The 24,096-nt window shown below is 66.9% G+C and carries 17 protein-coding genes; 3 read left to right on the forward strand and 14 right to left on the reverse strand.

Features of this window, described 5'->3' with window-relative positions:
- Positions 1–251 precede the first annotated feature (251 nt).
- The 5 genes from ABZ470_RS14365 to ABZ470_RS14385 all read right to left on the reverse strand — a co-directional run bounded on the left by ABZ470_RS14365 (position 252) and on the right by ABZ470_RS14385 (position 10,061).
- Positions 252–386 (reverse strand): hypothetical protein, encoded by a 135-nt coding sequence (locus tag ABZ470_RS14365; protein ID WP_352011291.1) that lies wholly within the window; start codon positions 384–386, stop codon positions 252–254.
- A 421-nt stretch (positions 387–807) separates the two neighbouring features.
- Positions 808–1,227, reverse strand: coding sequence for a hypothetical protein (locus ABZ470_RS14370; RefSeq protein ID WP_362911608.1), 420 nt, complete (start codon positions 1,225–1,227; stop codon positions 808–810).
- A gap of 460 nt (positions 1,228–1,687) precedes the next feature.
- Positions 1,688–2,149 (reverse strand): hypothetical protein, encoded by a 462-nt coding sequence (locus tag ABZ470_RS14375; RefSeq protein WP_362911609.1) that lies wholly within the window; start codon positions 2,147–2,149, stop codon positions 1,688–1,690.
- A 438-nt stretch (positions 2,150–2,587) separates the two neighbouring features.
- The gene (locus ABZ470_RS14380; protein WP_362775500.1) at positions 2,588–2,980 is read right to left on the reverse strand and encodes a hypothetical protein; all 393 of its coding nucleotides are present in this window, start codon (positions 2,978–2,980) and stop codon (positions 2,588–2,590) included.
- 82 nt (positions 2,981–3,062) lie between these two features.
- Entirely contained in the window at positions 3,063–10,061 is a 6,999-nt protein-coding gene (locus tag ABZ470_RS14385) for a LamG-like jellyroll fold domain-containing protein (RefSeq protein ID WP_362911610.1), read from the reverse strand.
- Here ABZ470_RS14385 and ABZ470_RS14390 point away from each other — a divergent pair.
- On the forward strand, positions 10,051–10,197 hold the full coding sequence (locus ABZ470_RS14390; protein WP_352016147.1) for a hypothetical protein: 147 nt from the start codon (positions 10,051–10,053) through the stop codon (positions 10,195–10,197). The two genes, ABZ470_RS14385 and ABZ470_RS14390, sit on opposite strands and share 11 nt — an antisense overlap.
- Positions 10,198–10,698: 501 nt before the next feature.
- On the opposite strand, the gene ABZ470_RS14395 is transcribed toward ABZ470_RS14390, so the two are convergent.
- From ABZ470_RS14395 to ABZ470_RS14415, 5 genes are all read right to left on the reverse strand, one after another.
- Positions 10,699–11,475 (reverse strand): M48 family metalloprotease, encoded by a 777-nt coding sequence (locus tag ABZ470_RS14395; protein ID WP_362911611.1) that lies wholly within the window; start codon positions 11,473–11,475, stop codon positions 10,699–10,701.
- A gap of 431 nt (positions 11,476–11,906) precedes the next feature.
- Positions 11,907–14,675 carry an aconitate hydratase AcnA gene (gene acnA / locus ABZ470_RS14400; protein ID WP_352016149.1) on the reverse strand — a complete coding sequence of 923 codons (2,769 nt, stop codon included), beginning with the start codon at positions 14,673–14,675 and terminating at the stop codon, positions 11,907–11,909.
- 196 nt (positions 14,676–14,871) lie between these two features.
- The gene (locus ABZ470_RS14405) at positions 14,872–15,600 is read right to left on the reverse strand and encodes a metal-dependent hydrolase (RefSeq protein ID WP_362911612.1); all 729 of its coding nucleotides are present in this window, start codon (positions 15,598–15,600) and stop codon (positions 14,872–14,874) included.
- 298 nt (positions 15,601–15,898) lie between these two features.
- Complete coding sequence (locus tag ABZ470_RS14410) at positions 15,899–16,456, reverse strand: hypothetical protein (protein ID WP_362911613.1); 558 nt, start codon at positions 16,454–16,456, stop codon at positions 15,899–15,901.
- A gap of 271 nt (positions 16,457–16,727) precedes the next feature.
- The gene (locus ABZ470_RS14415; RefSeq protein WP_362911614.1) at positions 16,728–17,990 is read right to left on the reverse strand and encodes an MFS transporter; all 1,263 of its coding nucleotides are present in this window, start codon (positions 17,988–17,990) and stop codon (positions 16,728–16,730) included.
- Positions 17,991–18,139: 149 nt separating this feature from the next.
- On the opposite strand from ABZ470_RS14415, the gene ABZ470_RS14420 reads away from it, so the two are divergent.
- Positions 18,140–18,946 carry a PadR family transcriptional regulator gene (locus ABZ470_RS14420; protein WP_362911615.1) on the forward strand — a complete coding sequence of 269 codons (807 nt, stop codon included), beginning with the start codon at positions 18,140–18,142 and terminating at the stop codon, positions 18,944–18,946.
- A gap of 7 nt (positions 18,947–18,953) precedes the next feature.
- Positions 18,954–19,592: a DUF1707 domain-containing protein gene (locus ABZ470_RS14425; RefSeq protein ID WP_362911616.1), complete on the forward strand. Its 639-nt coding sequence runs from the start codon at positions 18,954–18,956 to the stop codon at positions 19,590–19,592.
- A gap of 35 nt (positions 19,593–19,627) precedes the next feature.
- Here ABZ470_RS14425 and mug read toward each other — a convergent pair whose 3' ends face one another.
- The 4 genes from mug to ABZ470_RS14445 form a co-directional block, all read right to left on the reverse strand.
- The gene (gene mug, locus ABZ470_RS14430; RefSeq protein ID WP_362911617.1) at positions 19,628–20,206 is read right to left on the reverse strand and encodes a G/U mismatch-specific DNA glycosylase; all 579 of its coding nucleotides are present in this window, start codon (positions 20,204–20,206) and stop codon (positions 19,628–19,630) included.
- Positions 20,207–20,215: 9 nt separating this feature from the next.
- Positions 20,216–21,625, reverse strand: coding sequence for a sugar porter family MFS transporter (locus tag ABZ470_RS14435; protein WP_362911618.1), 1,410 nt, complete (start codon positions 21,623–21,625; stop codon positions 20,216–20,218).
- Positions 21,626–21,794: 169 nt separating this feature from the next.
- Complete coding sequence (locus tag ABZ470_RS14440; protein WP_352016157.1) at positions 21,795–22,967, reverse strand: VLRF1 family aeRF1-type release factor; 1,173 nt, start codon at positions 22,965–22,967, stop codon at positions 21,795–21,797.
- A gap of 136 nt (positions 22,968–23,103) precedes the next feature.
- Positions 23,104–24,030 carry an LLM class F420-dependent oxidoreductase gene (locus tag ABZ470_RS14445; protein WP_352016158.1) on the reverse strand — a complete coding sequence of 309 codons (927 nt, stop codon included), beginning with the start codon at positions 24,028–24,030 and terminating at the stop codon, positions 23,104–23,106.
- Positions 24,031–24,096 lie beyond the last annotated feature (66 nt).

A 24,096-nucleotide genomic window follows, 5' to 3' on the forward strand; every position in this document is an offset into this window, starting at 1 on the left:
ATCAGGCCGGCCATGAAGGACGGAAGAACGGTCAGACTTGTCCTTCTGGTCTGTCAGGTGGTCCAGGCCTCTTATCCACGTACTGTGCTCTTCGGCCGTGACACCGCTGACGGCGTTTCCGGGGTTCGACATCGTGACGAACTTCGGCTCTCCAGGATCAAGCGCCAGCTCCTGGGCCAGCCGGACGTCACCTGGCTGATCCAGACGCCCCGCCCCGGAGGGAGACGGCAGGAAGGTCCCGTCACGGTCGATCACCCGGTCCGGCGCGCGACGTTCTCCCACTGCCGGTTGACCTCCCCGAGGTGATCCTCGCTTTCCTCGTCCACGGCCGCAGGGGGCTCGACCCCGGTTGAAATCACAAGCCTCCACGCGTCCTCCGGCCGCATCAGGCCTCCCGACGCCGTACGCCCAGCACGACAAGACCGGCTTTCTCAAGCCGAGAGTCACGCTCTGGAGGGTTGGCCGTTTCCGTCCATGAGTACCGCCGTGATGCCGAGCAGGAGAACAACGTCCTCTTCACCGCGGTTTCAAGAGCTCGAAGGTTCGATCCTCACTCTCAAGACCGTTGGAGGGCGTGCTCACGAACACGACCCGGCCACCGAGAAGGCGGTTCATTTGGCGACGACCCACCGGACCACCCGCAAACAGTCGATTCAATGTGTCGGCCCACGCTGTATTGCACCTTTTCAGTGGCCAGCCGGATCACCTGAAAAAATCACGTCCGCCGCGGTCACAATGTCGATCCCGTGAGGGCACCAGGCCTTCAGCTGAGTCGTCTCCGGCCTTCAGGACCGGAGACCATGACCCTCAAAGACAGCGGAGATCCCAGAAGCCGCCGTCGTGATGGTTGTCCTGAAGTTCGACGATGATCCGCCGACGACCGCCGTTCTCCTTCGGATCGTCCATAGGAGAAGCAGGGGGACCGAAAGGTTCCCAGACGTTGACCGCCAAGTCACCCTCTCCGAGAGGGGTGATTTTCGCGGTCCGATAGTACGTCAGCACCTCTTCGGCCGAGGCTTCCGTCTCGATCTCAAAACGAACGTGATAGTTGCACAGATCGGCGCCTGGTCTCACTTCGCTCTGTGGCTCGTAGTCCCCGAGATCGCTCCCCTTCGGCAGGGGGTAGCCCAGAGCCCGGTCAACCAGACCGGCCAACTGATGGTCGTGCATCCACGCCGGTGTCATGACGACCACGTAAAGCAGCAGAACCGGCGCGAGCACCCACACTGCACGACGAGGCCATCGCTTCCACGGACCCGACTCGCTTCGTTTCCCTTCCGAAGAGGCAACCAACGTCCCACCGCCCTTCCACGAGTACCCTCTTCCTCCTCATCTTCCCGCATCCTATGACTTTTTCAAAGCCCTAACAGAATGAATCATCCAATAACGACCGGCGAATCACGCGGGCACGACAGGCACATGCCAATCAAGAATTTTCTCGCACGGTCACCGAATTGCACGCAACGGAAACCATGACCAACAGCTCATCATCAATCCTCAAGAAGGATGACCTACTCAAGCCCAAATACAGCTCCGCCCATCGGCCTCTTCACGAAGAAACCGACGGGCGGAGCTCACCTCACCTTAGGCACCTATGGACCACAGCAATCAGAATCCAGCTAAGGCATGAAGCGCGTTTCATCTTCTTGTTTAAGTGCAACCCAGTGAACGGGAAACTGAATTATCGTCAGGTCTGATCCAGGCTCACGATCAGAAGCGTCTCCGGCCTGGTCGACGCCTTGATCGCTTTGCTGATCCCGTCTGGATAGGTCCGGCGTTCCTCGGAGTAGAGCGGCTGGAAATCCAGATATACGCCTTTCCATGCGTTCGACCTCATCTCAACCCCTTCGGGAGCCACCTCCCTGACAACCACCCATTTGCGGTCACTCAAGAGATCACGGGCCTTGCGGGACGCATCAGGGCCGTTCACGCCCCCGACATCGATGACGAGCAGATTCGTGACTTCGATTCCCGCTCCATAGTCCCCTTCGTCGGTGTCCTCTCCCAGCACCTTGCCGATACCACGCACCTCGTCGAGGACAGCCGGATCGACTTGAGTCTTCCCAGAGAACACCCCGCACCCCGACGTAAGGAGGCATGCGCCAAGGAAAACCACAGCCACGCCGAGGAGCCGACCTGTTCGTCGCACGCTCCCACCTATGATCAAGAACATTTCCTTGCAGACACCGCCTCATATCATCTACGACCCAGAGCGCGATCCAGGGCTCTTTGGGTAGCCCTTCCGGAAACGTATCTCTCCGTCTCCGCCCCGTCTCGTTATCCCCGCTGGTGAGCTGCATCCCTTCATCATCCTTTCGAAACCGATGAGCCTTTCCATCCTCCTCACCAGGCATCTTCAGAACGGTCGGCTCAGGGCTGCCCGGCCAAACTGGAGCGTCCTGCGAACTACTCAGTGCTTGCCTGCGGGTTCAGGATGAAAAGCTCATTATTCAGCACAAGTAGCGCACCAAATCAAACCTTGCAAAAATTCAAAGCACAGCCCGTTCTCCATTAAATCCATGGGCTGGTGAGGCCGAAGTTTCGGCCCCACCAGCCCATGGAACAACCTCAACCGTGAAGTCACGGATTACCGGTAAGAGATCTCTATTTCAAGGACGGGGCTCTTTGGCCTATCCAAAAGAGATACCTGGACATATCTTTCGTCCACGACCTTGCCAGCTTGTGCCACACAGGCCGAGCACTCGCCTTCCGACTTTTCGTCCATCTCCCACCCGTCTTTCTTAAACCTCCCAAGGATATCTCCTACCGACATTGAACGGTCAGCCTCGAAAGACAGATAAACCCCGCTGACACCCGAATCGCAGCTATTGTTTTCTGAGATCGTTTCTGCAATATCTGGCGCCAGTAGCGCCAAAGTTGCGTCTTTCAGACTATTGGCATCCTTCTCAGCCTGAGCAACGCACCTCTTCTCGCGAGCGATGACATTGCGACCATCATCAGCACATCCGACAGCTAGCACGAATGCCAGAGCAACACAGATTGATACAGAGATAATTCTCGATGGCAAGGCTTACACCATCCTAAGAGATTACAGATTCCGATTACCAGAGCGTACCATCCTTATAGAGGCTTCTGGCAACATCGAAGAGCGACTGAGCGAAGAAGTAGTTCACCCCTCTTGGGGTTTGAACTCGTGCTACAAGTTCATCTTTATGCGCCTTCCCATACCTCCTCCCTACCTCATTGTTGTGAGGATCCCTCACTGAATCGCAGCGCCCATACCTACCTTTTCCTCCACAACCATCTGCAGGCCAGTGAGTCTCTTCGTGGATTTGACCGAACTCTGCGGCCTTTTTCTCTCCGATTACTATGGCCAGCACCGCCTGCCATATGAAGTGACGTACCGCATTCCTCTCCCCAGTCTCCTTTTTTATTCGGCTGTGAACATAGTTCCAGACTGTCTGAGTGATGTCTTTGGTAGCCTTGCAGATGTTGAAGTTCTTAAAGCACCAATCTTTTTCTTTTGGCGTTGGATCAAGTCCGTTCTGCCCCCCTGAAGGGTCATCCAGCTTAGAGGAGGAAGAAACAAGAACTATTGAACTGATCGATAGTTTCCCATGCTGTTTTGCCGGATAAAGATTCAGCAATGCTGACCAGAGCCGCTCAAGTTCGGTTTTGTTCCAGTCGGCTATCTCATAGAGGAGCATGTAAGCTTTCCGCGCTTCCTCGGTTGCATTCCAGAAGCGTTCTGGCGCCGGCCTACCGTTCTCTGTAAAGCCTGCCCTCTCCCCTTCTTCCGCCGAGAAGAGCGGCGGTATCCAGCCCAGCCCATCGTTCTCCACATTGACACGTCCGCCCGGAGTGGTGGGTTCCGGAGCATATCCGGGAATGATCGATATAGATCCAGACTGCGGAGAGTAAGCATCCGGGTAAACTACACGGTCGGGTATCCCGGAGATGCCCCATGAAGACGATGTATCCCGCGAGACGTGTCCGGTGGGATCAACGTTGCTCAGGGGAGCGGCATTACCGTAGGTGTAACGGTTGCCCTGGACCGATGGGTCCGGGTTGAGGGTGGCGGTGTCGCGGGAGGTGAAGGCGCCGGTGCCGGGCTGGTACCAGCGGGCGTTCATGTTGACCTTGCCGGTGTCCGGGTCGGTGTACTCGCCCTGATAGCCCAGCCCACGGGTGGCGCCGGTACGCTGGATGACCTGCCCGAACGGGTCGTAGGCCGTCGAGTCGGTCAGCGCGGTGCCGGAGAAGGTCCCCACCAGGTCGCCGTGCAGGTCGGTCATGGCGCCCACGGCGGTGGTGCCGCCCTCCTGCAGGCCAAGCAGTCCGCCGAACGGGTCGCGGCCGTACTTGGCCTGGACGGCTCCGACGCCGTCGGTGACGGCGGCGATGTCGTTGGTCAGGCCGGAGTAGACGTAGCGCTGCTGGTCGGTGCCCTTGCTGCGGGAGACAACCCGGCCTAGGGCGTCGTAGCCGTAGCTGACGTCACCGTCGGAGACGAGCCGGTCGAAGGCGTCGAAGGCCAGGTTGCGGGTGGTGCCCGCCTTGGTCTCGGTCGCCGTCGTGCCGCGGGGGGTGTAGGTGTAGTCGGTACCGTCCCCAGACAGGAGGCGGTTGCGTTCGTCGTAGGTGTAGGTCGTGGACCCGGCCTTGGTGCGGTTGCCCGCGTCGTCCCACTCGTAGCCGGTGACGGCGCCGCCGGGGGCGGTCCAGGAGGTTAGCCTGCCGGAGCGGTCGTAGGTGTAGGTGTTGGCGCCCGCCCCTGCGGTGCCGACGGTGGTCTTGCCGGTGAGGTTGTCGTCCTTGTCCCACCCGTAGGTGATCTTCGCCAGCTGGGTGCCGGAGCTGTTCTTCAAGGTGTGGGTGGCGACACGGTCGACGGCGTCGTAGGTGTAGGCCTGGCTGTTGACCGTCCCCGCAGAGGTCTGGCTGGTCAGCCGGTCGGCGTTGTCGTAGCCGTAGGTCCAGGTCCGCCCGGTCACCGGGTCGGAGGCGGTGGCCAGCCGGTTGGCGTTGTCCCAGGTGAAGCTCGCCGTACCGGTCGGGTCCACCCGCTGGGTGGGGTTGCCCAGGTTGTCGTAGGCATAGGTGGCGACCTGGTTGCCCGCCTTGGAGACCTTGGTCAGCAGGCCGCGGTCGTTGTACTCCAGGGTGTAGTCACCGAGCGTGGTGACCCGGCCCGCCTGGTCGTAGACGGCGTCACGGTCGGGGGTGGTGACCGAGGCTCCGCTGCCGGCCTGCTTGGTGACCTGGTTCAGCGGGTCGAAGGTGCGGTCGATGCGCACCCCGCCCGGCTGGATGGTGGACACCGCGTTGCCGCTCGCGTCGTAGGCGGTGGTCCAGGTGCGGTCAGCGGCATTGGGGTGGGCGGTGGTGGACGGCTCGATCACCGACTCGGCCAGGCCCAGGCTGTTGTAGGTGGTCCAGGTGGCGTTGCCCCGCCCATCGGTGACGCGGGTACGGGCGCCCGCGGCGTCGTAGCCGAACGTGGTGGTGATCGTCTTGGTGGCGGAGACCGGCTCGACCAGCGAGGTCAACCTGCCCGCCGCGTCGAAGGCGCGGGTGGTGACATGTCCTTCGCCGGAGGTCGTGCTGGTCGCGTTACCGGCCGGGTCGTAACCGGCGCTGACGGTGCGCACGGTGGCGCCGGTGCCGTCCAGGTCCTTCACGTCGGTCTTGCGGCCGGCCAGGTCGTAGACGGCCTCGGTGGCGTTGCCCAGCGGGTCGGTGACCTTGGTCTGGCGGCCCTGGATGTCGTAGGCGAACGTCGTGGAGTGACTCAACGGGTCGGAACTCGCGGTGACCTCTCCGGCGGCGTTGACCGTGAAGGTGGTGGTCTTGTTGCCCGGCGCCACGGATTTGGTGAGGTTACCGGCGTTGTCGTAGGTCAGCTTGGTGGTGTAGGACGCGGTGGTCGGGACACGCTCGATCTGCGTCTGGGTGATCTTCCGCCCCAGGTCGTCGTAGGTGGCCTCGCCCCGCGCCCCGGTCGGGCTCACCGTGGCGAGTTGCTCGCCCAGCAGGTCGAACTCCGACACCCACACCCCGCCCGGCCCGGACGGTCCCGGGTCGGTCTGGCGCACCGGGCGTCCCAGCGCGTCATAGTCGGTCTTGGTGACATACCCTCGTGGATCGGTCGCCTGGGTACGGCGGCCCGCCGCGTCGTAGACGAAACTCACCGTCGGGGTGACCGCGCTGCCGCCCGGCGGGGTGTAGGACGGCGAGGTCACCGAGGTCAGGCGGCCCGCCTTGTCGAAGGCCGAGGTGATGGTACGGCCCTCGGCGTCCACACTGTGGGTGACCTCGCCCGCGGTGTTGTAGCCGGACGTGGTCGTCGGCCTGCCGTTGACGGCGGCCGCGCCGTTCTTCTCGATCGCCACCTGCGGCGCCTTGGTCTCCACCAGTTGCCCGACGATGTCGTAGCGCATCGTGGTGGTGAAGTCCGCCGCGGTGGCCCCGGAGACGTTACCCCGCGGATCGGTCTGCGACGTCAGCAGACCACGGTCGTCGTAGGTGCTGGTGGTGACCAGGTCGTCGGCGCCGTTCTCCACCGTCTGCCGGGTCACCTGGTTCAGGGTGTTGTAGACGTAGTCGGTGGACTCGGTGCGGGTGGTCCCGGCGCCGGTGAAGGTCTCGTTCGTGACGTTGCCGGCCGCGTCATAGGTGAAGGCGGTCTTGCGCTTGAGGGAGGCCGGGTCAAGCGTGGTGGAGGTCGTACGGCCCGCGGCGTCGTAGACGGTCTCGACGGTGGTCTTGCCGCCTCCGGTGATCTTCTTGGTGAGGTTTCCCGCCGCGTCGTAGGTGTTGTCCTCCAGCACCACGTCCACGGGGGTCGTGGAGCCGTTCAACCGCACGTCGTCGGCGGTCACCTGCGACAGGCGGTTGTCGGTGAAGTAGGTGTAGGAGGTCTTGCGGCCCATCGCGTCGACCTTGGCGCCCAGCCGCCCGGCCGGGTCGTAGGTGTAGGACTCCAGCACCTTGTCCTGCGGGGCCTGCGGGCTGACCGGGCTTCCGGTCCAGTTCTTCAGCGTCTTCGTGGCCAGTTCACCGCGGTTGGTGTAGCCGAACGTGGTCACCGTGCCCATCGGATCGGTCGCCGAGATGCGTGCTCCGATGTTGTCCCAGGTCGATTGGGTGACGCCGCCTTCGGGGTCGGTGACCGTCTTCAGACGGCCGTTCGTGTCGTAGGTGTAGGTGGTGGTGCGCGCCGCATCCCCACCGGTCACATCCGACAGGGTCTCGGTGAGCTTGTTGCCGTCGGCGTCGTAGGTGAAGGTCACCTTGGCGGTATGGGTGACGTCGGTGACCTCGTTCTTCACCCCGGCCCCGGTCTGGGTGAGCACCCGGCCGAGCCCGTCGTAGGTGAACGTCGTGGTCACTCCGGCCGGGTTCGCCGTGGAGATCTCCTTACGGGAGGTCACCCTGCCGACCGCGTCATAGGTGAACGCGACGACCAGGCCGGACGGGCTGGTCGTCTCGGCCAGGTCCCCGGCCGCGGTGTAGCGGTAGGTCGTCTCGTTGTTCCTGGCGTCCTTGCCCGACTTCACCAGTCCCGCCGGGGTGAGACCTCCGCCGACCGCCGCCTCGGTGCCGTCGGTGTAGGTGTAGGTCACCGACCGGCCACTGGAGAAGTCCGGCGTCGCCGGGGTGGTCACTTTCGCCAGTTCACCGTAGGTGGTGTATTCGGAGGTGGTGGCGTAGGTGTTGTCGGTGGCGCTGGTCGAGCGGGCGTCCCGGCCTGCGGTCACCTGGTCGTTGCGCGGGTCGAACTCGTCACTCGTGTTGCGGTAGTAGGAGCGGTAGGTGGTCTGGCAGTTTCCCGCTGCCCGGCAGGTCGTCGCCGCGGTGATGTTACCCCGGGCGTCGTTGACCTGTTTGACGGTGTTGCCGTTGGGATCGGTGATCTTGGCCAGGAACCCGCCGGTGTCGTAGGTATAGGAGGTGATCTTGCCGAGCTGGTCCTTCCGGCTCACCAGACGGTCGCCACGCCAGGCGTCGTGAGTGTACTCAAGAGAGTTGTTCTTGGGGTCGGTCACGATGACCGTCGCCTTGCCGATGTTGGCGTTGTAGGTCTTGGCGCCGAGCTTCCACAGGCCGCCGTTCTGATCGGTGTGGGTCTTGAGCCGGTCGGTCGCCGCGTCATAGGTGTTGGTGACCCAGACCCGCCCCGACGCCTGGGTGATCTTCGTCAGCTCGTACGGCACCGCCGCCCGCGCCGCGTAGTGCGCCTGCACCTCCTGCAGGGTCAGCGGCCGATCGTACAGCGCGACCTCGTCGATCGATCCGGTGTACGGCAGTCCGCCCGTGGCCGGAGCCGCCGGCCAGGTGCCGGAGTAGTCACCGGAGCCGACGATGGCGTAGTTGACCTGCTCGGAGGTCGGCACACCGGTCAGCACCCCGACCTGCTGGCCGTCGAGGTACATGCGCTGTTCGGTCTCGCTCAGCGTGAGCACCACGTGGTGCCAGGCGTTGTCGTTGACCGTTCCGGAGGAGGTGATCGGGGAGATCGGCGTGCTGCCCTTCAGCTTCCTGAACTGACCACGCAGCTTGCCGTCGCTGCCCACATACAGCAGCCCCTTCTCGTAGAACTCCACGTCGTAGTTGTAGCGTCCCAACGCCATCACGATGCCTGAGCCGCTGGTCTTGAACCAGGTCTCGAACGAGGCCGTGCCCCGCAGCCGGTTGATGCTGGTGTCAGGCAGATCCATGCTGGCCGTACCGTTGAAGGAGGCGGCGGTGTCGGTGGTGCCCGCCAGCGCGCCGGGCTGTCCCAGCGTCACACCGCCGTAGCTTCCCTTCCCTGCTCCCTGCCCCGAGTCGGCCGCGTCCGTGCCGGTCGTCTCGTTCAGCCGCCAGTAACCCAGCGGGTTGGAGTTGAGCACGTTGCTGCGGTACAGCGATCCGGTGGCGTACTCGATCGTGGTGCAGTTCGGTGCCGCGACCGGTGCGCACACCTGGGTCAGCTGGTCCCCACTGTAGGTGTAGGTCCAGGTCAGGGCGGTGCCGTCGACCGGCGGGGTGGACACCGAGGCCACGCGGTCACCGCTGTAGGTGAAGGTCAGGAACCGTCCGCCCGGCGCGGTGACCTGGGTCAGCTTGCCGCCGGTGTCACGTTCCAGGTCCAGGGCGCGGTTACGGGCGTCGGTGATCTTCGTCAGGCGGCCCTGGGCGTCGAACAGGTAGGAGGTGGAGGACTTGTCCATCAACCGCCACCCGCCGCCGCTCACTTCGCCGAGGGTGGCGTACATGCCGGGCGGCGGCTGGAAGGTCCCGTCCCCGTTGGGGGCGAACCGTACCTGTCGTCCGTCGGGGTAGGTCACCAGCAGCGTGTCCACCGCGCCGCCCGTCTCGGGCTGGATCTTCATGTCGAAGCGGGTCGACCAGCCGGCCCCGAACAGGCCGTCACGGCGGGGGTCCATGCTGTTGTAGGAGCGCACGATCGACAGCGACGGCCCCGCGCCGGCCACCGTCGCGTCGGTGGCCGAGGTGGTGTAGTTCCCCGACAGCTGCTGGAACTCCTGGCCGTTGACGCCCCGGGTGGCCAGCTGCGAGGTGATGGCGGGCTGACGCACCCCGGTGGTGAAGGTCCAGGTGCTGCTGAAGGTGGTGAGACCGTTGTGTGCGTCCTTGATCTTCGCCTCCCACCAGTACTGCTTGCTCCAGGCCAGCTTCTTGGTTGTGGGCACCCGCCAGGTCGTCACACCTTCGGCCAGTTCCCCCGAGGACTGGCAGCCGCTGCCGGACAGGTTCTCGTTGTCACAGACCTTGAAGGTGAACTGGACCGGGTAGTTGCCGTCGTTGCTGTGCCCGTCGGCCACCAGCAACGGGGTACGGGAGTCCACCAGCATCTGGTCGGTCGGGAACAACTGCGTCACCGACGGCGACTGCGCCGGAGGGTCGGGATCCACGGGAGGCGGGCACACCCCGTCGTCCGTCCAGTAGCCGCCGAATCCACCGCCGGGCGTCTGACCCACCGACTCCAGACGCGCGTGCCAGATGTGGCCGTTGTAGGCGACCACCGACCCCGCTGGATACAACGTCGTGGAGTTGTAGTACGGATACAACGAGCAGTAATCAGTGAAGGTCATACTGCGTGCCTCGACCGGCAACGCCCCCTTCGGCAGCGCCGCCTTCCTCGCGACCGACGCCGCCACCTTGACCGAGGTGGCCGTCGCCTTCTCGGAGACCAACGAGGGCAACCCGGCCGCCGAACCAGACAACTGATCCGGGGTATCAGGTAATCCTCCGGAAATGGTTACTTCCACGGCAGCCACGGGTAAGGCGCCGATCGGCACCAGGCCGGGAAGAACCGTAAATAAGATGAGAAGAATCCAGCGGGCTGATTTCCGCCATGACGGATTACGGCGCAAGGGCGCACCTTCCAAACTAATCAGCACGAAGTCCGATACCTCTGCGTCAGCGCATGGCGCAGCAGACCCATCCGGGGCCTAGGGAACATTCGGGGATGCTTCGCGCAAACGATCAAAATGTACACATCGATCACCCGTGCACACAAGATCTACATAAAGGGTAAATAAAGTGATCATTTTGGCGCTATCCGGCAACGCCGGATCTCGCATGAGCCATCACTCGCGGTAGCTTTCAACCGCCCAACGGGGGCGCCGACAACAGCGACGCGAAATCGACACCGCCGTTACCCGATTTCTCGAAAACAAAACACTTTTTTGGTGAATCCTGTGTTTCACGACCGCGAATCCCAGGCCGTCACTCACGGGCCAGGGACTTCAGACCGTTCACCCGCTGGATCAACATGGAATGAGCCGGCCCGGAAGACACCAGGCCGAGGGCGGGGAGCCGGAGGGCCCGCGGCCTCGGGGTCGTGTGGACCTTCACGAGCATGGAGGCGAGCAGGGCGGGGCGGCCCAGTTGTACGGCGGCGCCCCGGTCGGCCGCCAGTTCCCGGTAACGGCTGAGCGGTCGCAGCGGAAGCCGGGCCAGGGCGATGAGGACACCGGCCACCGCGATGGGCAGCCCCGTCTCGAACAGTTCACCGAGGCCGCGGCCGGCCCAGGCCAGTGCGATGGCGAACGAGCCGGCCAGGGTCGTCACCGCGACGTCGCGGTGACGGATGTGCGCGATCTCGTGGGCCAGCGCCGCGGCGAGTTCGTCGGGTTCCAGGACGCGCAGCAGCCCACTGGTGACGATCAGGGTGGTGTGCCTGCGGGAGCGGCCGACGGTGAAGGCGTTGGGGACGGGGTCGAGGCTGACGGCGACACGGGGTTTGGGCAGTCCGCTGAGCGCACAGAGCCGGTCGAGCGCCGCGTGTAGTTCGGGCTCGCGCTCGGCGTCGACGAACCTGGCCCCCGCGACCCGCCGGGCGAGCCGCTCCGTGCCGAACCACTGCAGCGCGACGGTCAGCGCGGTCAGTACGGCGACGACGGGCGAGGGAACCCCGCACCGCAGGGCGACGGCCACCGGGATCGCGTAGAGCGCACCGAGCAACGCCAGCGAGACGAACATCCGGATGTACAGGCCGCGCATGCCTCTCCTTCCAGCCACGTCGACGTAGCCGGAAGGTCTCCCCTGGTCCGCGCGACCCTGCCTGACCGGGCGTTGGCCGTACTGACGACCAGGCAGCGTGAGGGTACTCCCCTTCCCCGTTCAGAAGATTGTCCCGACAATCCGCCTTCGAGACAACTCCTTCCGTGAACGACCTCGCTTTTCGAGAGCAGGCCCTGCCCTTTGAGAAACCCTGGAAAGCCCTACGGGGAACCGCTCAGGGAAAATTCCTTCGGAACCGCCTCTTGAAACAGCCGAATGCTTCCGGAACAGCCAGAGCCCTTAGTGAGCACCCCATCACCCTCAGAAACGGTCTCCCCTTGGCGAGAAACGTGCCCGGCGGGAACAATCCTGAAGAACGAAGAAAGGGCGGGCGAGACCCGTGAAGGTCTCACCCGCCCTTTCCGCAGGTGTTACTTGGCGATCAGGGAGCGCAGGACGTACTGCATGATGCCGCCGTGGCGGTAGTAGTCGGCCTCTCCGGGCGTGTCGATGCGCACGACCGCCTGGAACTCCTTGCCGTCCGCCCTGACCGTCACGGTCCGCGGGATTCCGCCGCCGTTGAGCTCCTCGACACCGACGATGTCGAAGGTCTCCTCACCGGTCAGGCCCAGCGAGTCGACCGTCTCGCCCTCGGGGAACTGCAGCGGAAGCACACCCATGCCGATGAGGTTGGAGCGGTGGATGCGCTCGTAGGACTCGGCGATGACGGCGCGGACGCCGAGCAGCGCGGTGCCCTTGGCCGCCCAGTCACGCGAGGAGCCCGAGCCGTACTCCTTGCCCGCCAGGACGACGAGCGGGACGCCGGCGGCCTGGTAGTTGACCGAGGCGTCGTAGATGAAGGACTGCGGGCCGCCCTCGACGGTGAAGTCGCGGGTGTAGCCGCCCTCGACGCCGTTCAGCAGCAGGTTCTTCAGCCGGATGTTGGCGAAGGTGCCGCGGATCATCACCTCGTGGTTGCCGCGGCGGGAGCCGTAGGAGTTGAAGTCCTTGACCTCGACGCCGTTGGCCTTGAGGTAGTCGGCGGCCGGGGTGCCGACCTTGATGGAGCCCGCCGGGGAGATGTGGTCGGTGGTGACCGAGTCGCCCAGCTTGGCCAGGACCTTGGCGCCCGTGATGTCGGTGACGGGGTCCGGCTCCTGCGGCATGCCGTCGAAGTAGGGGGCCTTGCGGACGTAGGTCGAGGCCGGGTCCCACTCGAAGGTGTCGCCGGTCGGGATCGGCAGCGACTGCCAGGCCTCGTCGCCCTTGAACACGTCGGCGTAGTCACGCAGGAACATGTCCTGGTCGATGGAGGAGGCCACGACCGCGGAGACGTCCTCGGGCGAGGGCCAGATGTCGGCGAGGAAGACGGGCTCGCCGTCCACGCCGGTGCCCAGCGGCTCGTTGTTCAGGTCGATGTCCATGGTGCCCGCGAGGGCGTAGGCGACGACCAGCGGCGGCGAGGCCAGGTAGTTCATCTTGACGTCGGGGTTGATGCGACCCTCGAAGTTGCGGTTGCCGGACAGCACCGCGGTGACCGCCAGGTCGTTGGCCTGGATGGCGGCGGAGATCTCCTCCTGCAGGGGGCCGGAGTTGCCGATACAGGTGGTGCACCCGTAGCCGACCAGGTTGAACCCGATCTTGTCGAGGTACGGCTGCAGCCCGGAGCGCTCGAAGTAGCCGGTCACGACCTGGGAGCCGGGGGCCAGGGAGGTCTTCACCCACGGCTTGCGGGTCAGGCCCTTGTCCACCGCGTTCTTCGCCAGCAGGGCGGCGCCCATCATGACGTACGGGTTGGAGGTGTTGGTGCAGCTGGTGATGGCCGCGATCGTGACGACGCCGTGGTCGATCTCGAAGCTCGTGCCGTCGGACAGGGTGACCTCGACGGGCCGGTGCGGACGCTCACCGTTGAGCCCGGCGGCGTGCGGCTTGTCGCCGTTGCCGTCGTGGCCGATCGCCGGGGAGTCGGAGGCGGGGAAGGACTCGGCGGAGGCCTCGTCGACCGGCCCCTGGATGCTGGGGGCGTAGTCCTTGACGGCCGCCCGCCAGGCCCGCTTGGCGTCGGACAGCGCGATGCGGTCCTGCGGGCGCTTGGGACCGGCGATCGACGGGACGACCGTGGCCAGGTCGAGCTCGATGTACTCGGAGAAGACCGGCTCGGGGGCGGACGGGTCGAGCCACAGGCCCTGGGCCTTGGCGTAGGCCTCGACCAGCGCGACCTGCTCCTCGGAGCGGCCGGTGAGCCGCAGGTAGCTGACCGTCTCGCCGTCGATCGGGAAGATGGCGCAGGTCGAGCCGAACTCGGGGCTCATGTTGCCGATGGTGGCGCGGTTGGCCAGCGGCACGCTGGAGACGCCCTCGCCGTAGAACTCGACGAACTTGCCGACGACGCCGTGCTTGCGCAGCATCTCGGTGATCGTGAGGACCAGGTCGGTCGCGGTGGCGCCCGCGGGGAGCTTGCCGGTGAGCTTGAAGCCGACCACGCGCGGGATGAGCATGGAGATCGGCTGGCCGAGCATCGCGGCCTCGGCCTCGATGCCGCCGACGCCCCAGCCGAGAACGCCGATGCCGTTCTCCATGGTGGTGTGGGAGTCGGTGCCGACGCAGGTGTCCGGGTAGGCCTTGCCGTCGCGGATCATCACGACGCGGGCGAGGTGCTCGATGTTCACCTGGTGCACGATGCCGGTGCCCGGCGGGACGACCTTGAACTCGTCGAAGGCGGTCTGGCCCCAGCGCAGGAACTGGTAACGCTCGCGGTTGCGCTCGTACTCCCGGTCCACGTTGCGCTGGAAGGAGTCGGGGCCGCCGAAGAAGTCGACGATCACGGAGTGGTCGATGACCATCTCCGCGGGGGCCAGCGGGTTGATCCTGGCGGCGTCGCCGCCGAGCTCGCGCACGGCCTCGCGCATGGTGGCCAGGTCCACGACGCAGGGCACACCGGTGAAGTCCTGCATGATCACGCGGGCCGGGGTGAACTGGATCTCCACGCTGGGCGCGGCGGACGGGTCCCACTGGCCGAGGGCCTGGATGTGGTCGGCGGTGATGTTGGCGCCGTCCTCGGTGCGGAGCAGGTTCTCCAAGAGGATCTTCAGGCTGTACGGGAGGCGCCCCGACCCCTCGACGGCGTCCAGCCGGTAGATCTCGTATTCCGCGTCTCCGACGCGGAGCGTGTCACGGCTGCCGAAGCTGTTCGCGGACACGGTTCGCCTCCCTTGTCACCCTGTGTTGTCTGAAGCACCCACACGAAAAGGGCGCAACTGAATCCTGCCGCACCGCCGGATCGCCTCATTCGGTTAGGTATGCCTAACCAGCAGAACGTCCATCAGGTTGCAGCGGTTGTCTCGATATCAAGATATATGGGCATGTATCTCGATATCAAGTTACTCACGGGTATGGTCAGGGTTGGACAAGGCGGAAGTAGAGCAGGCCCAGGACGACCACCGAGAGCACCGGGGCGAGGAACTTCTGCTCGAAGGCGCGGCCCGTCTTGATGCCTATCTTCCAGGGCAGCAGCCAGCGCTGACGTAACGGCCACAGCACCGGGCAGCCCTTTTCCGTGCAGCAGTCTCCCACGACGTGCACCAGGCAGCCGACCGCGACCGCCACCCCCAGCCAGGCGTACCCCACGTTCTCATTGCGGAAGACCACGAACAGCCCGAAGGTCAGGCCGATGTTGACCATCGCGGAGGCGACCTTCTTGCCCGGGACGCCGATGCCGATGGCCCGCAACGCCAGGCCGATGAGCAGCACGACGAGGATGTCCCTGCCGATCGGATAGGTGTTGGCCAGGTAGTGCGCCCCGAACCCGACGGCGACCGCGAACAGCAGCGAGTGGGTGGCGTGCCGGTGCCCCCCGCTCAGCCACGAGACGGCCTTGCTCAGCCCCCAGGTGACCGGGCCGAAGGTCTGGGCGATCGTCGCGCTCGGGTGGTCCAGGTCCGGCAGCATCGCGGCCCCGGCGCAGACCAGCGTCCCGGCGACGAACTCCGCCGGGGTGAGCGCGTGCACCATGACCCCGGTCTCGATGAACCTGGAGGACTCGGTGAGCAGCGGCAGGGCCGCCAGCGTCGGCGCCACTCCCAGCCACGCCACCGCCCCCGTCAGCGCGTGCGTGTGCCCCATCATCGGCCAAACACTCCCATCAAGATCACTTTGATCGACTGTACGGCAAAGCCCGCCCAAACAGAGGATCAAGTCATTCTTCATCGTCGGCGTGTCGGCCGTAAGTGCTCGATGGGAAACATACGCGCGACCGGAGCAGGGCGGAGCGGCTTCGAACCACTCCCCCGGATCCGTCCGCATGAGGGCCGTACCGGCCACGCGCGCCGGCAGGTCCTCCAGGGGCCTCCTCGCCGCCCCTGATCCCGGACCCACGAAGGGGCGCCCCTACCCGAGGGGACGCCCGCGGTGATCGCCCGGAGCCTCAGCCGAGGGGGCGCCCGCCGTTCCGGTCGTCGGCCCTGTCATACCCGCCGTGACTTCTCCGGCCGGACCGGTCACCGCTCCATGACCGATCGCCGCCTCTGGAGCGGTCGTATCCACGGTCGGCGAACCGTCCGGTACCCCGGCCGCCGCGCCGCGCGCCCGTCCGGCCGCCGGAGCCCTCGAACGTCCATCTCCTGGAGCGCGTTCCTCCGTGTGGCCCGCCCCTGGCGTGCGTCCCGTCGAGTTCACCGGCCCGCCGGGTGTTCCGCCCCGCCCGGTGCTTCCTCGACCATCCGGCCTGCCACTCGTCGGCCCACTCGGTGCCCGCGGAACGCCTGTTCCCCCGGTCGTGTCCCCATCGCCAGCCGCGTCGGCCGGCTCCCGGGTTCGTCCGTCCGGTGGCCCGCCTTCCGGCGTGCTCACCGGCCGGGGGCCCCTGCCGTCCGACCGTCCAGCCGGTGGAGCTGTCGTGCCCCGGTTTCGAGTGCTGCTGCGTGGCTCCCACGGCCGCGATCCCCACGAGTACGGCCAGCAGTCCGGCGCGCATCATGTCCATTGGTTTCTCCCCCTGGTCCGTCCGATCTTCAGGGGGCAGATCTCCACAGACGTTCTACCCGGGGGCCGGGAACGGCTAACGGACGCGAGAAGGGGCGCGAGGCCACGCATGAGAAGGGCGACCCGGGGGAAGATCTCCCTCAGGCCGCCCGTTTCTCCACAAACGACAGACGGGACCGTTCCGTGCCGAAAGCACCCCCCAGCCCTTCCGGCGCGGAACGAATCCCGTCTATGTCCTTTGTAACGTGCAGGTCTCAGGAGTTGTTCCAATTTCAGCCGGGAATTACGTGATCTATCTCACTTTCTCGTCTCGCAGCCGAGAGTTCGCCCTCCGTGACGGTCCGCAGGAAGGGCACGACCGGCACGACGGCCAGTACGGCGAAGCCCGCGAAGGCGGCTCTCACCCCCGACAGTTCGGCGAGCAGCCCGGCCAGTCCGGCACCGACGGGCAGGGTTCCCCAGCTCAGCAGGCGTGAGGCGGCCGAGTAGCGTCCCAGCAGGTGGTCGGGGACGATCAGCTGCGCCAGGGTGCGGCTGTTGACCGTCCAGAGCGTGCCTCCCATGCCGCCCAGGAACGCGGCCGCGCCCACCGCCCAGGCCTGGGGAAGGGCCGCGGGGACGACCATCATCAGGATCGTGCCGACGAGGTCGAGGAACAGCGCCCACCGCACACCGAGCAGGCGGTTGACCGGGCCGGTGAGCACCGCGCCGGCCAAGCCGCCGACGCCGATCGAACCGAGCAGCAGGCCGTACGCGGCGGGGTCGAGGCCGAGGGTCCGCACGGCGTAGGAGGGCAGCAGGGCCAGCCAGGCGCTCCAGCAGGCCACGAGCACCGCGATGGTCAGTGACATCGTGCGCAGCAGGCGGTGCCGCCACAGGAAGGCGAGCCCCTCGGCCATCTCCCCCCGCACCCCGCTGGGTCGCGTGGCCGTACCGGCCGGGCGGGCGACGCGGAAGCGGCCCGCGAGCAGGGCGAGCAGTACGGCTCCGAGCGCGAAGGCCCCGGCGGAGGAGCCGAGTGCGAAGGCGGCGCCGACACCGGTCAGCAGGCCGCCGACGGCCGGTCCGGCGAACTCGTTCGCCACGGTCTCCGCGCCCGCGATCCAGGCGTTGGCCCGGCCGAGCCGTTGCCTGGGCACCGCGGCGGGGACCAGGGCGCCGACCGCGGAGTTCGCGACGACCTCGGCCAGGCCGATCAGGACTCCCGACAGGTAGAGCAGTGGCAGGGTCAGCGCCTCCGTCGTGACCGCGGCCAGCAGGGCGAGCGCGACCGCGAGCCTGACCAGGTTGGCCAGGGCGGCCAGGCGTCTGCGGTCGCCCCGGTCGACGAGCACGCCCACGTGGAGGGAGGCCAGCAGCCACGGCAGCGTCAGGGTCAGCCCGACCCCGGCGACCAGGCCGGGCGAGTCGGTCAGCTCGACGGCGAGTAGGGGGAGCGCGATCTTGGCCACCCCGTCGGCGAGGTTGGTCGCGACGGTGAAACCGATGAGCACCGTCTCGTTGCGCCGCGGCGCCCGTTCCGCGTAATTCGTCATCAGCTAACCCCCAAAACACTTTAGAAGGTTACAGGGTAGCCCTGAAGCCCGAGATGCGAAATCAGGGGTTGTTCTTAGAACGCTCTCGATATATCTTTGACACATCAAGAGCGGTCGGAGGACGATCGCCGAGAACAGGGGGTACCGACATGTCGGCGGAAGCGATGGGAGGCTGGGCCTCGGGGGCCGTGCCGCACGAGATCAGGCGCGAGATGAGGCGCGCCGCCAGGGAGGTCTTCAGGGGCATGGCCACCGCCTGGCACCACGACGGCCCGGGCCCGCGCGAGCACGGCCCGCACGCCTTCGGGCCGCACGAGCACCACCACAGGGAGCACAGGGAGCACAGGGAGCACGGAGAGCGCCGGGAGCACAGGGAGCGCGGTGGCCGCCGCGGCGGGCCGTTCCCCGGTGGCCCCTTCCCCTGGGACTTCGGCAGGGGCGGTCCGTTCGGGCGAGGGGGCCCGTTCGGCGGGGGCGGCCCCTTCGGGCGGGGGCGCAAGGCGAAGCGGGGCGACGTCCGCGCCGCGATCCTCGCGCTACTCTCCGAGGAGCCGCGCAACGGCTACCAGATCATCCAGGAGATCGCCAAGCGCAGCCAGGGGGGCTGGAAGCCCAGTCCCGGCGCGGTCTACCCGGCGCTCCAGCAGCTCACCGACGAGGGCCTCGTCCTGTCCGAGGAGACCGACGGGCGCAAGTCCTTCCAGCTCACCGAGGCGGGCAGAGCCTATGTCGCCGAGCATCAGGAGGAGCTGCGCGCGCCGTGGGAGGAGATGACCCCCGATCTCGGGGAGAGTTCCTGGGAACTGATGGATCTGGCCCGCCAGTCAGCCGTCGCTCTCTTCCAGGTCTTGCAGAATGGCAGTGAGGCGCAGATCCGCCAGGCCCGGCAGATCATGATCGACACGCGCCGCAAGCTCTACCAGATCCTGGCAGACGGCGAACCCGGCGAGGAGTGATCCCACGATGACGTTTCCCGACGATCTCCGCATCGGAGACGCCGAACGCGACGCCGCCACGGAGTCCCTGCGTGAGCACTACGCGCAGGGCAGGCTGAACCACGAGGAGTTCGAGGAACGCCTCGACGTGATCATGACGGCGCGTACAGGTCGTGATCTGGCCCGCGCGGGCGCCGACCTGCCCGACCTGCCCGGCATGTACGGCTTCGGCACCACCGAGAACGGCGGCCACGGCGCCGTCGCGGAGGGTGGCGGGGAGCGGTGGGACCATCACTCATGGGACCAGCGGGAGTGGCGCAGGCAGTGGCGCGATCAGTGGCGTGAGGCCCGCAGGCTCCACCGGCACGCCCATCACGGCTGGTCCCACTCCGGCCAGTGGCAGCAGCAGTGGAACGAGCAGTGGCGGAACCAGGCGGCACTGCAGCGGCTGACCGCCCAGCGGTGGGCCGCGGCCCGGCATCACCGGCCGGGGCACCACCGGGGCGGGGGCGCGTTCGTGCCGGTGCTGATCGGGGTGGTCGCCCTGACGGCGATCATGGGGTTCGGTGTCTTCAAGATCCTGTTCCTGGCCTGGATCGTGATGGCCGTGGCGGGCGTGTTGCACCGCAAGCACTGGCACCACCGGATGGGCCACGGCCGCAGGTGAATCCCCTGGCCCGGCCCCTTCCGCCCAGGGAGGGGTCAGGCCAGAGACTCCCTCAGCAACCGCAGCTCTCCGGCTATCCGGTCCAGCGTCCAGTGGGCGTTCAGCCCGCTGGGGTTGGGCAGTACCCACACGGTCGTCTCGCCGATGCGTCTGTCCTGCGGCCCGATCACCGCGCCGCGCTCGGCGAAGGCCGTCCGGTAGGCGGTGATGCCCAGGACGGCCAGCACCTTCGGCCTGACCTCGGCGACCAGCCCGGCCAGCCGTACCCCTCCCTCACGGAACTCCTCGGCGGACAGCTCCGCCGCCTGGGCCGTGGCCCGCGCGACCACGTTGGTGATCCCGAGGCCGTAGGAGGGCAGTTCCCACTGCTGAGCGGGGGCCAGCAGCCTGGGGGTGAAGCCCGACAGGTGCAGCGCCGGCCAGAAGCGGTTGCCGGGCCTGGCGAAGTGGTGACCGGTCACCGCGGAGTACAGACCGGGGTTGATGCCGCAGAACAGCACCTCGATCGAGGGGCCGAGCACGTCGTCGACGGTCAGGTCGGCCGCGGCGGCCAGCTCGGCCTTCGTCGGCCTCGGCGGCTTCGCCGATGGCGGGGTTTCCGGGACCGGGGGCACGGGACGAACCTAACCCATCTCCTCCAGTTTCCTGCCCTTGGTCTCACGCACCTTGAACAGCACGAAGAAGAAGGAGAGCACGGCGAAGAAGGCGTATCCCACGTAGGCGCCCGCGAGACTCCACTCGGCCAGGGACGGGAACGAGACGGTGATCAGCCAGTTGGCCACCCACTGGGCGGCGGCGGCCACGGACAGCGCGGCCGCCCTGATCCTGTTGGGGAACATCTCTCCCAGCAACACCCAGACCACGACACCCCACGACAGCGCGAAGAACAGCACGAACACGTGCGCGGCGACCAGGGCGACGGTGCCCTGCGCCGACGGCAGCCGTACGGTGTCGCCGATGTGGACGCCCGCGCTGAAGGCCCACGCGGCGACGGCGAGGGCGACCGCCATGCCCGCGGAGCCGATCAGCAGCAGCGGCCTGCGGCCGATCCGGTCGACCAGCGCGATGGCGATGAACGTGCCGACGATGTTGATGATCGAGGTGGAGAAGCTGATCAGCAGCGAGTCGCTCTGGTTGATGCCGACCGACTGCCACAACGACGCCGAGTAGTAGAAGATGACGTTGATTCCGACGAACTGCTGGAACACCGAGAGCAGGATGCCGATCCAGACGATCGGCAGCAGGCCGAGCGCCGGGCCGCGCAGGTCGCTGAGCCGGGGCCGGTGCTCCAGGCGCAGTGAGGCCTGGATCTCCTTGAGCCGTTCCTCAAGGTCGGTCCTTTCCCCCTCGACCTCCTTGAGCACCCGGCGCGCCATCTCCGTCCTGCCGATGGCGACGAGGAACCTCGGAGACTCGGGGATGATCGTCGAGAAGAGCAGATAGAGCAGGGCGGGCACCAGGCAGGCGCCCAGCATCCACTGCCAGGCCTGCAGGCCGAGCAGCCTGTTGTTGACGTCTCCCCCGGCGAGTTGCGCGATCGCGAAGTTGACCAGCTGGGAGACCGCGATGCCCAGCACGATCGCGAGCTGCTGGAAGGAACCCAGACGCCCCCGGTAGGCGGGCGGCGCGACCTCGGCGATGTAGGCGGGGCCGATCACCGAGGCCATGCCGATGCCGACGCCGGCGAGCACCCGCCACAGGGCCAGGTCCCAGATCGCGAACGGCAGCGCCTGGCCGAGGGAGCTGACCGCGAACAACAGCGCGGCCACCTGCATCGTCCTGGTGCGTCCCCAGCGGTCGGCGATGCGCCCGGCGATCCACGCGCCCAGCGCCGAGCCGAGCAGCGCGATCGCGACGACGAACCCGATCTGGACGGGGCCGACCTGGAAGTGCTTCTGGATGCCGGTCACGGCACCGTTGATGACCGCGCTGTCGTAGCCGAAGAGGAACCCGCCGATGGCGGCCGCGGCGGTGATGAAGACGACGTGCCCGAGGTTCTCTTTGGGGGTGCCCGAAGGGGTGGTACCGACCATGACAGTCCTTTCCCCGAAACCCATGTGCCTAACGGGCCGCCCCGCGATGCCCCCTCGCCTTCTGAACCTGCCCTGAACTGCGGAAACATCCCTGTCCTGAGTCTCTCACGCCGCCCTCGCACGCCGGCGGCGCGACTCACCCGGCCCCCTCACGGCCCGCCCGTACGGCTCACCAGCGCAGGATCGCGGCCACCCCGCCGGACTCGGCGAGGTCCTGTGCGGCTTCTCCGTCCAGCACGATCACCTCGGCGTCGATGTCGAGGGCGCGTTCGATCATGCGTTCCCCCATCGTGGGGTCGGGCACGACCTCCTCCCCCGGTTCGCCCCGCGGGACGTCTCCCCGGGCGTAGAGCCGCCCGTCCTCCGTACGGCCGCCGTCCCACTCGCCGGACTCGTTCAGCAGCAGCTGTGCCACCCGGCTGTCGTTCAGCGCGCCGAGCGTCGCCTCAAGGCCCAGGGCGCCGGGACCGCCGGACAGGGCGGCATCCCTGGCCCGCTCGGTCAGCTCGACGCCGTGCCGGGTGCGGGCGGCCCTCAGCTGCGGCTCGACGTACTCGGCGAGCTTGGCCGGGGGCAGCGAGTCGACGACCGCGTCGACCTGGAGAACGTCCCCGCCGACCAGGGGCGCGACGATCTCGGTCAGCTGGACGTCGCCGAGGAGAACGACCGTCTGCCAGCCGCGCCGCCTGGCCTCCTCGGCCACTCCCGGAGCCGCGGCGCGCAGCTGCCGGGTGAGGTTCTCCTCGACGCGGCGTTCGAACTTGTCGCGGTGCGTCGCGGCCGACCTGGCGAGTTCCGCGGTGGCCGGGCCGCGCATCTGCTTCCACTCCTCCACGGGGATCTCGAAGGAGGTACCGCCCAGGTCCTCGGTCAGGCCGTACCGGTAGTCGATCATCTTCAGGCCGTCCCTGGAGAGCACGACGAGACCCGCGGGAGGCGCGGCCTCGACCGCGTTGACCAGCGGGCGCACGTACGCCGTCGACTCCATGACGATCTGGTCGGCGACCGGCACCTGGAAGGAGAACGACCGCGCCCGGCCGTCGCCGACCGGTGCGAACATGACGCGTCCCAGGCCTGACTCCGTCGGGTCGAGCAGCTGCTCGAAGTCCGTCTCCAGTTCGTCGAGCCGGTTCAGCAGGGCCGTCCGCCGTTCTCTGTCCCTGACGGCCGTCATCTGCTCCCGCAGCTCCGACAGCTCGTTGCCGAAGCGGATCCGCCAGGCGGGTTTGACCGCCGCCTCCTCCTGCGGGGAGGCGGTCACGTAGAACGACAGCACCCCCAGCTCGTCGTGCATGGAGACGACCTCCCGCAGAGCTGCACGGCCGAATCGCTCGAATTCCACGGCGCCTCCCCTGATGGTCGGGTTCTCACCACAGTAAGGAGAGATACGGGAGGGATATGGGACACATCGTGGAATATGCCCTTCCGCTGCGCGTGTCTTTACCCGGGCGCCGGACGCCCGGCGTCCGGCGCCCGGTCTACACCCCGGGCAGGACCTCGGCGGCGATCAGTTCGAGCTGGTCGAGGTCTGACAGGTCCATGACCTGCAGGTAGACCCGCTCGACGCCCAGCTCGGCGAACTCCCCGATCTTGGCGACCACCTCGGCCGGGGTACCCGCCAGGCCACTGGCCCGCAGCGCGTCCAGCTCCTGGCCCGCGGCCCGGGCGCGGCGCGCGATCTCGGCCTCGCCGGTGCCGACGGCCACGGTCTGCGCGACGGAGAAGACGATCGGCCGGTCGCGTCCCTCCTCCTCACAGGCCTTCCTGACCCGGCCGAAGGCGGCGGCGCTGTCCTGCGGGGTGTGGAAGGGGACGTTGTACTCGTCGGCGAACCGCGCGGCCAGGAGCGGGGTGCGCCTGGCGCCGAACCCGCCGATGATGATCGGCGGCCTGGGGGTCTGCTCGGGTTTGGGCAGCGCGGGTGAGTCCGCGAGCCGGTAGTGGGCCCCCTCGAAGGAGAACGTCTCCCCGACCGGCGTGCCCCAGAGCCCGGTCAGGATCTCCAGCTGCTCCTCGAAACGGGCGAAGCGCTCGCCGAGCGGCGGGAAGGGGATCCCGTACGCGACGTGCTCGGCGTCGAACCAGCCGGTGCCCAGGCCCAGCTCGACCCGGCCGCCGCTCATCCGGTCCACCTGGGCCACGCTGATCGCCAGCGCGCCGGGGTACCTGAAGGTGGCGGGGGTGACCAGGGTGCCGAGCCTGATCGTGGAGGTCTCCCTGGCCAGGCCCGCGAGGGTCACCCAGGCGTCGGTCGAGCCGGGGCCGGGGTCGCCGGGGCCGATCCGCTGGTAGTGGTCGGAACGGAAGAAGGCGTCGAAGCCCAGTCGCTCCGCGGTCCGCGCGACCGTCAGGAGCTCGTCGTATGTGGCGCCCTGCTGCGGTTCGGTGAAGATCCTCAACTTCATGAACATCATTATCCGGGCACTACGGACGCCGTCCATGGAAACACAACGGCGTGGCGGAACACTTGC

Source organism: Streptosporangium sp. NPDC020072, from assembly GCF_040631445.1.
In the GTDB taxonomy this organism is placed as follows: Bacteria; Actinomycetota; Actinomycetes; order Streptosporangiales; family Streptosporangiaceae; genus Streptosporangium.

Coding starts and splice junctions, on each gene's coding strand:
- ABZ470_RS14445 (WP_352016158.1), bottom strand. CDS start 24,030: ATGAAGTTGAGGATCTTCACCGAACCGCAGCAGGGCGCCACATACGAC.
- ABZ470_RS14395 (WP_362911611.1), bottom strand. CDS start 11,475: ATGCGCGGCCTGTACATCCGGATGTTCGTCTCGCTGGCGTTGCTCGGT.
- ABZ470_RS14415 (WP_362911614.1), bottom strand. CDS start 17,990: ATGACGAATTACGCGGAACGGGCGCCGCGGCGCAACGAGACGGTGCTC.
- ABZ470_RS14365 (WP_352011291.1), bottom strand. CDS start 386: ATGCGGCCGGAGGACGCGTGGAGGCTTGTGATTTCAACCGGGGTCGAG.
- ABZ470_RS14405 (WP_362911612.1), bottom strand. CDS start 15,600: ATGATGGGGCACACGCACGCGCTGACGGGGGCGGTGGCGTGGCTGGGA.
- ABZ470_RS14410 (WP_362911613.1), bottom strand. CDS start 16,456: ATGGACATGATGCGCGCCGGACTGCTGGCCGTACTCGTGGGGATCGCG.
- ABZ470_RS14385 (WP_362911610.1), bottom strand. CDS start 10,061: ATGACCTTCACTGATTACTGCTCGTTGTATCCGTACTACAACTCCACG.
- ABZ470_RS14420 (WP_362911615.1), top strand. CDS start 18,140: ATGTCGGCGGAAGCGATGGGAGGCTGGGCCTCGGGGGCCGTGCCGCAC.
- ABZ470_RS14435 (WP_362911618.1), bottom strand. CDS start 21,625: ATGGTCGGTACCACCCCTTCGGGCACCCCCAAAGAGAACCTCGGGCAC.
- ABZ470_RS14425 (WP_362911616.1), top strand. CDS start 18,954: ATGACGTTTCCCGACGATCTCCGCATCGGAGACGCCGAACGCGACGCC.